11 protein-coding genes and 1 pseudogene are annotated in these 11,352 nt (G+C 33.9%); 2 read left to right on the plus strand and 10 right to left on the minus strand.

The genetic code is table 11. From position 1 onward, the window contains the following. The 8 genes from ABY905_RS09100 to ABY905_RS09135 form a co-directional block, all read right to left on the minus strand. The coding region (locus tag ABY905_RS09100) for a DUF5606 domain-containing protein (RefSeq protein ID WP_372642789.1) at positions 1–177 on the minus strand (177 nt) is incomplete at its 3' end. Positions 178–270: 93 nt separating this feature from the next. Next, complete coding sequence (locus ABY905_RS09105) at positions 271–987, minus strand: TerB family tellurite resistance protein (RefSeq protein ID WP_372642764.1); 717 nt, start codon at positions 985–987, stop codon at positions 271–273. Between the two features lie 177 nt (positions 988–1,164). Beyond that, the gene (coaE, locus tag ABY905_RS09110; RefSeq protein WP_372642767.1) at positions 1,165–1,758 is read right to left on the minus strand and encodes a dephospho-CoA kinase; all 594 of its coding nucleotides are present in this window, start codon (positions 1,756–1,758) and stop codon (positions 1,165–1,167) included. Positions 1,759–1,817: 59 nt separating this feature from the next. Continuing rightward, positions 1,818–2,828: a hypothetical protein gene (locus tag ABY905_RS09115; protein WP_372642769.1), complete on the minus strand. Its 1,011-nt coding sequence runs from the start codon at positions 2,826–2,828 to the stop codon at positions 1,818–1,820. 187 nt (positions 2,829–3,015) lie between these two features. Beyond that, positions 3,016–3,336: a preprotein translocase subunit YajC gene (yajC, locus tag ABY905_RS09120; protein WP_372642772.1), complete on the minus strand. Its 321-nt coding sequence runs from the start codon at positions 3,334–3,336 to the stop codon at positions 3,016–3,018. Between the two features lie 43 nt (positions 3,337–3,379). Further along, positions 3,380–3,829, minus strand: a complete 450-nt coding sequence (locus tag ABY905_RS09125; protein ID WP_372642775.1) for a DUF1573 domain-containing protein — start codon at positions 3,827–3,829, stop codon at positions 3,380–3,382. Positions 3,830–3,912: 83 nt separating this feature from the next. Further along, positions 3,913–4,479 (minus strand): manganese efflux pump MntP family protein, encoded by a 567-nt coding sequence (locus ABY905_RS09130; RefSeq protein ID WP_372642777.1) that lies wholly within the window; start codon positions 4,477–4,479, stop codon positions 3,913–3,915. A gap of 171 nt (positions 4,480–4,650) precedes the next feature. Continuing rightward, a complete protein-coding gene (locus tag ABY905_RS09135) occupies positions 4,651–5,616 on the minus strand; it encodes a transcription antitermination protein NusB (protein WP_372642779.1) in 966 nt (321 codons plus the stop codon). Positions 5,617–6,097: 481 nt separating this feature from the next. Here ABY905_RS09135 and ABY905_RS09140 point away from each other — a divergent pair, with 481 nt between their 5' ends. Both ABY905_RS09140 and feoB read left to right on the plus strand, forming a co-directional pair. Next, positions 6,098–6,490: a DUF3276 family protein gene (locus ABY905_RS09140; protein WP_372642781.1), complete on the plus strand. Its 393-nt coding sequence runs from the start codon at positions 6,098–6,100 to the stop codon at positions 6,488–6,490. Positions 6,491–6,864: 374 nt separating this feature from the next. Further along, positions 6,865–9,366, plus strand: coding sequence for a ferrous iron transport protein B (gene feoB / locus ABY905_RS09145; RefSeq protein ID WP_372642785.1), 2,502 nt, complete (start codon positions 6,865–6,867; stop codon positions 9,364–9,366). Positions 9,367–9,695: 329 nt separating this feature from the next. On the opposite strand, the gene argF is transcribed toward feoB, so the two are convergent. Both argF and ABY905_RS09155 read right to left on the minus strand, forming a co-directional pair. Then, positions 9,696–10,697, minus strand: a complete 1,002-nt coding sequence (gene argF / locus ABY905_RS09150) for an ornithine carbamoyltransferase (RefSeq protein ID WP_372642787.1) — start codon at positions 10,695–10,697, stop codon at positions 9,696–9,698. A gap of 63 nt (positions 10,698–10,760) precedes the next feature. Further along, a pseudogene (locus ABY905_RS09155) lies at positions 10,761–11,352 on the minus strand (carbamate kinase); the annotation flags it as partial.

An 11,352-nucleotide genomic window follows, 5' to 3' on the forward strand; every position in this document is an offset into this window, starting at 1 on the left:
AACATCTCCTTCTTCTGTGAAAATTGCGATATCCTCTAAAGCAGAAATTTTTGAAGTCGCATGTGCAGGCATACGCTTTTTATCGATTAAAGATTCTACGATAAAACCACTCTTTGAGTTTGAAACTAATTTAAACAGACCCGTCTGTCCTGCTATAGCTAATATTCCTTTCAACATATTGTCATTTTTTTAGTTGGAAGCACAAAAATAAAATTCCAGTTGATTAAAAAAAATTAATTACATGAATTTTTTAATCCCTCGCCTTCATATTTATGCAAATGCTCTTTCTTTTTTTATTATTTCGTAAGCCTCACTCACTTTTTGAAATTTCTCTTTTGCTGCTTTCTGAATATCTTCTCCTAAGTAACTCACTTTATCAGGATGATATTTAACAGCCATTTTTCGGTAAGCTTTTTTAATTTCATCATCACTCGCTGTTTTTTCTATTTCCAGAACTTGATAAGCCCATCCATTTTCCTGAATAAACATGGATTTTATGGAATTATAATCGGCTGATTTCACTCCCATATGGTAATAAATTCGCTCAATCATTTTCAGCTCCGAATCGTCAATCGATCCATCAGCCTGTGCTATTCCAAATAAAAAATGTAACAGTTGTAATCGTGATGAATAATCAAGTTGCTGGCTTATTTGCATGCAAACCTGTTCTACAGGAATATCACGATTCAAAATATCACGCAATAGGGTCAATGCTTCTCCAGCTTTTTCTGTTCCGAAACTCTTAACCAAATATTCTTTTACGTAATCCAGTTCCGATTTTAAAACCTTTCCATCAGCTTTCATTACAGCAGCAACAAGTACCAATAAACTCATCAAAAAATCACCTTGAGTTGTTCCTGTGCGTCCTGTGGCTTTCATATCTACTGAATCAAAGGCTGATCCTACGAAATACCCTAATACACCTCCTATTGGTCCTAAAAAAGCCCAACCAAGCCCACCAACGATCCATTTCCCAAATTTTGCCATTATAGTATTTGATTTGAAAGATTAAAAACGAATTAAGAAGACTTCTCCTTACACTATTCGCGAAAAACAAAGAAACAAAAGAAGTAGGAAATTCCTGCTCTTAATCTGTGGAATTATTCTGTGCTTAACAAAGTTTAACGAGATATTGCGGCTAATAAATCCCTCTACAGAGTCAAATTAAAGTTCTAAAATCTGATTATGAATAGCAATTATTTGTGGTATTATAAGCTCCGAATTATTGTATATTACAAAATCAGATTTAACGATCCTTTCTTGCTCTGACATTTGTTTACTCATTCTCTCCAAAACAGATTCTTTTGTACAAGAATCCCGTTCTACAACCCTATTAATACGAATAGCTTCATCAGCAGTAACTGTAATAATTTTGTCAAAATTTTTATAAAGTCCTGTATCAAATAGAATTGCTGATTCTTGAATAACGTAAGGAGCTTCTGTTTGTTTCAGCACCCATTCTTGAAAGTGTAATCGAACTTGGGGATGAACTATCGCATTTACTTTTTTTAAAGCCTCATTATTGCTGAAAACAACCTCAGCCAACTTAGCACGATTAAGATCTCCTGATTTTAGATACACTGATTTTCCAAAAGCCTTGATTAAACTCAATCGTATCAAATCGTCGGTCTTCATCAAATTTTTCGCTTCTATATCTGAATTATAAACGGGAATGCCTAATTGTCTAAAAAAATCAGCAACCAGTGATTTCCCACTTCCTATCCCTCCAGTTAAACCGATGCTTAATGGCTTACTCATCAAACTTTAAATTTAATTTATGAATCAATTAAGAAATGAGCATCAAAAATAAACTCATTTTACTCATTCCCCGAATTTCTTTTCTCAATCAGATACACAACCTCTTTTGGATAAAAACTAACATTGGAAACATTCAAAGGTGAACTTTTATGATTAACCTTTACTTTGTTTGTAGTGCGATCAATCGTACTATAATCAATTTCAAGCTCAAACTGTTCAGCTGTTATAGTCTCATAATCCTTTAACCCGACCAAATAAGACATTTTAATCTCATGAGGAAACAAGCGCAAGAATACAGAATCAGGTAAATTAATCACTTTAAGACTAACTTGTTTTTGAGCCTCAGTAAAACGTTCTACAGGCAACTCTACTTCAACTTTTTCCTGAACAAATTCCAGCCCCTCAATCTTAATAAAACCAAGTTTTTTCTTTCTTGTTTTATTAAGTTTCTTAAGTTCCAACATTTCAGTTTCAACTTGCTTCACACTATCAATAATAGAATGAGCGCCTATAACCCAAATACTATCAGGTTTTAAGACAATATCTCCTCCTAAACGAAATTGAGGCTCAAATTTTAATTCAGAATTAAGGTGAACAGGTATTTTCTTCTCTACTAAAGAAGAAAACTGAAAGTTAATGGTATCAGGTGAAATGTGAGTCACACTAATAGCTGATGAAAACTGAGCAGCCACTTGACTTGTCATTCTATCGGTCGAAAACAGAAAATTGTTATCACCCACCTTTTCCATTTTATTATTAGTATACTCATTTACAGGGAAATTGAGTGATTGAAAAAAAGTAAGTTTATATCGCAACAAATCGAATCCTTTAGCACGAACTGTCAACTTCAACCTGGGCGGTAACTCATTACTCAAAATCTTTTTCGATGGGAAATCTCTATAAGTAACAGGGTAATTTACAGTAGTTGTATACTCCTTGCTCAAGGCATTTAAAAACCAAAAGATAGTTGCCAAAACCACAAAAAACATATAAGTCACCAGTTTTTTATTGGCTTTTATATTTTCCTTATCAAATACACCTTTTATTTTATGAAAATCGGACAAAGTCAAGATACTACAGTTTAATAGGTTAATTCATTATACAAAATCTTTTTAGAAGCTTTTGTTATGCTAATTATTCAAATCTGAATTTAAGCAAAAAAAGCTATTACTCTACAAAGTAATAGCTTTTTGGGTAACAAAAATACAATTATTGTATTTTGTAATATAATCACAGTGAATAATCACTATTTCTTTATTATTTCTGAGCAACGTCACTCATGTCCTTAATAACAGCAACCTTGTCAATTTTCAAACGAGACTGTCCTTCAACTTCCATAATAAGTGTTGTTTCATGCAACTCGATTATCTTACCATAGATACCTCCTGTAGTTACAATTTTATCACCTTTTTTCAATTCTTCACGAAATTTCTTCAGATCTTTCTGACGCTTCATCTGTGGACGAATCATAAAGAAATAAAAAACAACAACGATTAAAACTAAAGGAAGAAAAGACATCAATGGACTTTGTCCCTCCTGAGGCTGTCCCATAAGAACAACGTTTAATAAATTAAGCATTTGATATAAATTTTAAATTATAAATTAAATTATCGATTGAATGCTACTTAATGGTAGCGGTTATTTTAAGCTCTTTTACTTTTCGTTTCGTATTTGCAAAGATAGTCAAAACCTTGTATTGCTTACCATGTCGTCCTTTAGAATCGAACTCTACAGTAATTTTAGATTCTTCACCAACTTTTATGGGTTTCTTATTCCATTTTACTACCGTGCAACCACAAGAACTTTCAATAGATTTGATAATTAGATTTGCATTCCCAGTATTTCGGAAATAGAATTCGCAAACAACAATCTCCCCTTCTGAAATTATTCCAAATTTATGGATTTCTTTAGTAAAGTCAAATTTTGGATAAGGCTTCTCTTCCTTAACATTTCCATTATTTTTCTGAATCTCGCCCTTGTTAGTGCTTTTAGCCTGTACCGATTGTTTGCATGACAATAGTGGCAGCAAAACAATTATAAGAAAGACAAGACATCTACATTGAAAAGGCATTACTCTATTTTTAAATATGTGCAATTAAATCAAAATTCAGTCACAAAGATAGTGAATTGTATTTTTTTAACGAAAAACTTAAATTAACTAGCTTGAGATAGATGCTCATTAAGAATATTCACACCTAAGCCTATCAAAATTACGCCACCTATTAAAGTAAATTTCATTTTAACCTTTGTTCCAAGATGACAACCTACGAAAACGCCAATCAATGATAAAACAAATGAGACAATACCTATTGTATAAATAGGCATTATAATGGACATATCGAGAAATGCAAAATTAACCCCAATCACCAAAGCATCAATACTTGTTGCCAAAGCCAAGCCCATCACAACCAGCCTTTTTTGAGGATCAAAACAGCAACATTCATCCACGCATTTCAAATCGTCATAAATCATCTTCCCACCTAATCCTAGTAGCAACAAAAAGGCGATCCAATGATCGAAACTGACTATATAATGTTTAAAACTGACACCAATCATCCAACCTATAACTGGCATTAAAGCCTGAAAAAAGCCCATATAAAAAGCAATACGAATAAAATGCTTAGAACTAAACTCCTTTAAGATAAGTCCAGCAGTAATAGAAACGGCAAAACTATCCATTGCTAAACCAACTGCAATTAAAATAATCTCTAAAAAACTCATATTGTAGAATAAGCAGAATACCCGGAAGAGCGCATAAACATCAGGAATAGAGATGAAACAACAAGCCTGTACTAAACTCTTATTAAAACTTAAACACAGGCTAAACAAACATATCCTTGTATTCTAGGGACAAAAAAAAAAGGAAGTTGTATAAACAACTTCCCTCATATATTATGACTTTACGGTTTTCGATTCTTCAATCAAACCCCTGCCTATTTTATTAATTTTCCCTTCTTTTTGAAGATCTTTTATCATTTTATCTAGCAAACCATTAATAAATGTGCTCGAATTACTAGTACTATAATACTTAGCGATTTCGAGGTATTCATTAAAACTCGCCTTAACTGGTATACTCTTGAATTCCTGAATCTCAGTAAGCGCCATTTCCATAATCAGGATGTCCATAAAAGCGATTCGTTCCAAATCCCAGTTCTTTGTATTCTTCTTGATTAAGCTTGAGTTTTCTTCGTGCTTCAAAACGGTCTTGCGGAATAAAACTCTCACAAACTCTTCATCGTCGCTATCCTTAAACAATGGAAGTAATGAAATATGTTCGTTATCGCTAGCTTTAAATTGCTTAATAGTACGAACAACCATGCTTAAAATAAACTCAATCTCATCATTCCAATAGATACTCTTATCTTCCATTAAAAAATAAAAATCTTCATCTTTAGCTATGATGTTCATGAAAATCTTTTCAACCATTTTTTTGTCTGCGGCAAAATCATTGGTTTCAGCATTCATGTAATTGCTATAAAGATCAGACTCAATAATGGTCTTGTATAAACCTCTTACAAAACCATCCTGATCATCCCATGAAATAGTGTTTCTGTCCACATAACTTTTCAACTGAACATTGTCAGCCAATTGCTTTAACACTTTATTCTCAATAAAACGGGTGTTGGGATGAATATCTACAGGAGTAGGCACCAATTTGTTGCGACCAGCTTCAATTTTCTTTTCAGCTATAAATGCAACATCTACAAGTAGTAGAAGTAAATAATGATATAAATCGTAAGCTTTTCCGATACTGAAAAACAACTCTTTTTCAGATTTTGCTAAGGAACGATCATCATTCTTGTAATAAGCGTAAAGCATTTGTAACACTTTAACACGCAGCAATCTTCTACTAATCATACTTTTAAAGAACTTTGTTTATTACTCGATCCTATGAATAAAACACACAGTAAAATTGCAAAAAACGAACAGCCTTTTGCGACACACTCTTATTTCATCAATGAATCTTACTTTTTAAACTCGCTGCAAATGTAGCTATTTTTTTTAATCAGCCAAAGCTACTCCTCCCTCTTTTAGGTGGATTTATGGAAATTTACATTCTACATGATTCATTGAGTGATAGAAAAGGCAACAATAATATCTGTTACATCAAAGTCTAAGGTTTTAACCAAATTGCAAAAAACACGATTGTTTACCCCAATATTAACAATCTAAAAGGTGCAAATTAAATAAGTGATCAAATAAAGATCTACACCTCAACTATTAAACAAAACTACAATGAAATGTTCAGAATTATTTATCCACAAAAGTCGAGTAAATACATATTTTTTTTTATTTTTGAGATATCAATAAACAAACAATTTCATAAATTCATTCTGAAATGGAAGGTTACGATAAAAAAGAAGAATTCGTAAAGAAGAATCGTGAAGATATTTATTCTAATGCGGTTAGAGCTGGGAAGAGAACTTATTTCTTTGATGCAAAAGCGACTAGAAACGACGATTACTACCTTACAATTACTGAGAGTAAAAAACGATACGATAAAGAAGGAAATTATACTTTCGAAAAACATAAGATCTTCCTCTACAAAGAAGATTTCGATAAATTTTCTGAAGGTTTAACTGAAGCGATTGAGATTCTTAAAGAAGCCAATGACACTCTGGATGAAAATACCATTGAAGCTATTGCAGAAATTGAAACCACTTCTGATATAATTGAAGGACTAGAGGTTGAATCTTTTTCTCAAGTCCAATTTGAAGATCTTACTGAGTAAATCATACATTTTTACAAAATATTACAAGAGCTATCGATTAAATTTCGAATAGCTCTTTTTTTTCTTTACACATTCTCCTTTTTTATTGTCACTAACAAAATCTGCAATAAAGATATCTATCTGCAGCTTTCTTAAAAAAGATAAGCAAATCTGTTATAAAACCTAGAAAACAGGAACACAATACCTAGATGTTGTGATTGTTTTTAAATCTATTTTCATCTAGATTTGTACTAAATTAAAATAGACTCATTCCTTGAACCCAATAATTCTCGAACGATTGAATCTGTTTTTTTCGAAACCGATCAATTTTTATATCGGCATAAGTTTTTAAGTGAATTACATTCACGCTTTACATTATTGATACGCACCAGCATATGAAGCTTTCTGAATTAACCGATAATCAAGAAGGTATTATAATAAAAGTACAAGGATATGGCTCATTTCGTAAAAGAATTACTGAAATGGGTTTTATCAAAGGAAAGAAAGTTACCGTTATTAAAAATGCTCCACTTAAAGATCCTGTTGAATACCAAATCATGGGCTATCAGGTATCTTTACGAAGAAGTGAAGCTGCGCTAATTGAAGTTATCACCAAAGAGGAAGCTGTTGGTTTAAAAACAAGCAATTTTGAGGGAACCCTTGATGATGAAAAACTAAAATCATCAGCACAAGAAAAAGGAAAAAATATTCATATTGCCCTTGTAGGAAACCCAAATTCCGGAAAAACAACACTCTTTAATTATGCATCAGGCTCAAAAGAGCATGTAGGGAATTATTCAGGAGTAACTGTTGATTCGAAACTAGCTAAGGTTCAGCAAAGCAATTACAAATTTGATGTTGTTGACTTACCTGGCACATACTCATTAACAGCCTACACATCTGAAGAGCTTTACGTTCGCCAGTATATTACAGAAGAGTTTCCTGATGTTGTAATAAATGTTGTAGATGCTTCAAATTTAGAACGAAATCTATATCTAACCACCCAGCTTATCGACATGGACGTTAAAGTTATTTTAGCTTTAAACATGTACGACGAATTGGAGAAGAATGGTGCTCGATTTGACTATAAAAAATTAGGAAAAATGTTAGGTATTCCTATCATTCCAACGGTTAGTTCAAAAGGGAAGGGTATTAAAGAATTATTCGACAAAGCCATTGATGTATATGAAGGTAAAGATCCAATCGTTCGTCATATTCACGTAAATTACGGAGCTGTTATTGAGAAATCAATTTTAAAACTTCAGGAACACATTAAGGTTGATCGAAATTTGACGACCATTGCTTCACCACGATTTTTAGCCATAAAACTACTCGAAGGCGATGATAAAGCTCTGGAATATATCGAATCTTGTTCTACAGCAAAAGATATTAAAGATACGCTTAAGCAAGAGGTTAAATTAATTGAATCGACCTATAACGAGGTTTGCGAAACTGTAATTACAGATGCCAAATACGGTTTTATCGATGGTGCTCTTAAAGAAACTTATATTGAGAATCCAATAAAGCGAAGAAGAAAAACAGCTATTATCGATACTTTCCTAACACATAAACTTTTTGGATTTCCGCTATTCTTCTTTTTCATGTTTATGACTTTCTATGCCACATTCAACTTGGGACAATACCCAATGAATTGGATAGAAACTGGCATAGGATACCTTGGAGAATTCATTCAGACGATAATGCCCGATGGACCTCTGAAAGATTTAATTGCAGATGGTATTATTGGTGGAGTTGGCGGAGTTATCGTTTTCCTTCCTAACATTCTAATTTTATTTTTCTTCATATCATTCATGGAAGACACTGGCTATATGGCTCGTACGGCTTTCATTATGGATAAATTAATGCACAAAATTGGTTTACACGGGAAATCATTTATTCCATTGGTTATGGGATTTGGTTGCAATGTACCAGCCTTAATGGCCACACGAACTCTAGAGAATAGGAACGATAGAATTCTTACGATGCTAATCACGCCATTTATGTCGTGTTCTGCTCGACTACCAGTCTATATTCTTATTATAGGGACTTTCTTTCCCAAAAATTCAAGTTTAGTTCTATTTGGCGTTTACATTTTAGGAATCATATTAGCAATCATTTTTGCGAAAGTATTCAAGGCAAGCTTCTTTCGAAGTAAGGAAGCCCCTTTTGTTATGGAATTACCCCCTTACCGTATTCCAACTCTTAAATCGACACTGGTACACATGTGGTCGAAAGGTGGTGAATACCTAAAAAAAATGGGAGGTATTATCCTCGTTGCATCTGTTATTATATGGGCTTTAGGCTATTTCCCTCTCGAGGTTGACTACTCGAAAGATTACGAGAAACTATTGGCTAAAAACGAAGCACAACTCCATACCGCTCTAGATGCTGCTAATCCAAATGAACAAGTCAAACTTCATGAGGATTATGAGATTGCAGCAGCATCTATAATGAACGAAAAGCTTGAAGAAAAGCAAGAATTATCTTACATCGGGCAGATTGGAAACTTTATTGCTCCAGTTTTTCATCCTCTAGGCTTTGATTGGAAGATGACAGTAAGTATCCTAACCGGGATAGCTGCAAAGGAAGTTGTTGTTAGTACAATGGGCGTGCTTTATAAAAATGGAGAAGGTAGTGATGAAAATAGCGAAGGATTAAGAAATAATCTACGGGAACAAAAATTCACAGGCTCATTCCGAACTGGGGAAAAGGTATTTAATAATGCCTCTGCCCTTGCTTTCTTAATTTTCATTCTCATTTATTTTCCTTGTATCGCAGTGGTAGTAACCATTACAAAGGAATCTAATTGGAAATGGGCTGCTTTTGTAGTAACTTACACGACTGCTTTGGCTTGGATCGTATCATTTATTGGCTACCAAATTGTTAATCTTTTATAAGTAAATTATGGATCTACAACTTTCCCTAACACATCTCATCATTTTAGCTGCTGTAAGCTACTCTCTTTATCATCTATACAAAGTGATAAGACCTGCCAAAACAAACTCTCTTTGCGGAGGATGTAGCTCCTGTGACATCAAAAAAGAATTGATAAAAAATAAGATTAATATAGATGGCCTTAAAATGGCTGGGACTTCTAAAAGATAAAGCGACCTTATTTATCTATCGGAGAGGTACAAACTCTATTCATTAGATAAAATTAACGTATAAAATAAATGGCTCTTAGTAAAAACTAAGAGCCATTTATATATATTGAATGCTTTTGAGACTATGCTCCCAAAGTTGCAACCATTACAGCTTTAATAGTATGTAGACGGTTCTCAGCTTCGTCGAATACGATAGATGCTGGAGATTCGAATACATCTTCAGTAACTTCAACACCATCAAGACCAAACTTCTGGAAAACTTCTTCTCCAACCTTAGTCGCTCTGTTGTGGTAAGCTGGAAGACAGTGCATGAATTTACACTTATCGTTTCCTGTAGCAGTCATCAAATCAGCATTGATCTGGTAAGGCTTCAAGATACCGATACGCTCAGCCCATACTTCATCAGGCTCACCCATTGACACCCAAACATCAGTATAAAGGAAATCGCATCCTTCAACACCCGCTTTAGCATCAGAAGTAATTGTAATAGTAGCACCTGTTTCTTTAGCAATTTCATGACATTGAGCTACCAATTCTTCTTCTGGCTGAAGGTTGTTAGGACCTACGATTCTAACGTCCATACCCATTTTAGCAGCACCTACCATTAATGAGTTAGCCATATTGTTACGAGCATCGCCTAAGTATGCAAAAGAAATTTTATTCAAAGGCTTATCGCTATGCTCAGTCATAGTTAAGAAGTCAGCTAAAATTTGAGTTGGGTGAAACTCATCAGTTAAACCGTTCCATACTGGTACACCAGCAAATTTTCCTAATTCTTCAACAATAGCTTGTCCGAATCCACGGTACTCAATACCATCATACATACGACCCAATACACGAGCCGTATCAGCCATTGATTCTTTAACACCAATTTGAGAACCTGAAGGCCCTAAATAAGTTACGTGAGCTCCCTGATCGTAAGCAGCAGCTTCGAATGCACAACGAGTACGAGTTGAAGATTTTTCAAATATCAAAGCGATATTCTTACCCTTCATAGTTTGCACTTCAGTTCCAGCATATTTTGCTCTTTTTAAATCTCTTGCAAGATCTAACATGTACTGAATTTCCTTTGGAGTGAAATCCAATAACTTCAAAAAGTTTCTGTTTCTTAAATTAAAACTCATGGTATATATATTTTTTGATTACGATCACAAAAGTAATTATAATCTGATATTAATAATCTTTATTTAGGCAATATGATTGACATCGTTTGAATCATATTCCATTGTAATCTTAGTTCCGTAAGATCTATCTTCGAGCTTAGTCGCTTCAGTAATCACTGATTTACCACCGCCATTTTCGATAAAGCTTAAGCAAGCACGAATCTTAGGAGCCATAGATCCTTCAGCAAAAGTTCCGTCTGCCAAGTATCCCATTGTATCTGAATGATTTAAAAACTCTAATTTTTCCTCGTTTGGTCCTTTAAAATCCTTGTAAACGAAAGAAACATCAGTTAGAATATAGAATTCATCAGCCTTAACACGAGCACCAATTAAAGCAGAAGCTAAATCTTTATCGATAACAGCTTCAACTGGACATAGGTTGCCATTCTCATCTTCCGAAACTGGCACACCACCACCACCAACAGTGATTACAATATTTCCCTGACGAGCTAAATTCTCAATAATTTTCTCATTAATTACACGAATTGGCTTTGGCGAAGGGACAACACGTCTCCATCCTCCATCAGCTTTAACTTCCTCTTTAAAGATCCATCCTTTATCAGCGATTAACTGATCTGCTTCTTCTCTTGTGTAAATTCTACCCACGCGCTTAATT

This window comes from Ancylomarina sp. (assembly GCF_041555295.1).
GTDB lineage: Bacteria > Bacteroidota > Bacteroidia > Bacteroidales > Marinifilaceae > Ancylomarina.

What these genes read in the sequence shown, in the direction of transcription:
- yajC (WP_372642772.1), bottom strand. Translation starts at nt 3,336, where the DNA reads ATGCTTAATTTATTAAACGTTGTTCTTATGGGACAGCCTCAGGAGGGA.
- ABY905_RS09130 (WP_372642777.1), bottom strand. Translation starts at nt 4,479, where the DNA reads ATGAGTTTTTTAGAGATTATTTTAATTGCAGTTGGTTTAGCAATGGAT.
- ABY905_RS09135 (WP_372642779.1), bottom strand. Translation starts at nt 5,616, where the DNA reads ATGATTAGTAGAAGATTGCTGCGTGTTAAAGTGTTACAAATGCTTTAC.
- argF (WP_372642787.1), bottom strand. Translation starts at nt 10,697, where the DNA reads ATGAGTTTTAATTTAAGAAACAGAAACTTTTTGAAGTTATTGGATTTC.
- feoB (WP_372642785.1), top strand. Translation starts at nt 6,865, where the DNA reads ATGAAGCTTTCTGAATTAACCGATAATCAAGAAGGTATTATAATAAAA.
- ABY905_RS09140 (WP_372642781.1), top strand. Translation starts at nt 6,098, where the DNA reads ATGGAAGGTTACGATAAAAAAGAAGAATTCGTAAAGAAGAATCGTGAA.
- ABY905_RS09105 (WP_372642764.1), bottom strand. Translation starts at nt 987, where the DNA reads ATGGCAAAATTTGGGAAATGGATCGTTGGTGGGCTTGGTTGGGCTTTT.
- ABY905_RS09125 (WP_372642775.1), bottom strand. Translation starts at nt 3,829, where the DNA reads ATGCCTTTTCAATGTAGATGTCTTGTCTTTCTTATAATTGTTTTGCTG.
- coaE (WP_372642767.1), bottom strand. Translation starts at nt 1,758, where the DNA reads ATGAGTAAGCCATTAAGCATCGGTTTAACTGGAGGGATAGGAAGTGGG.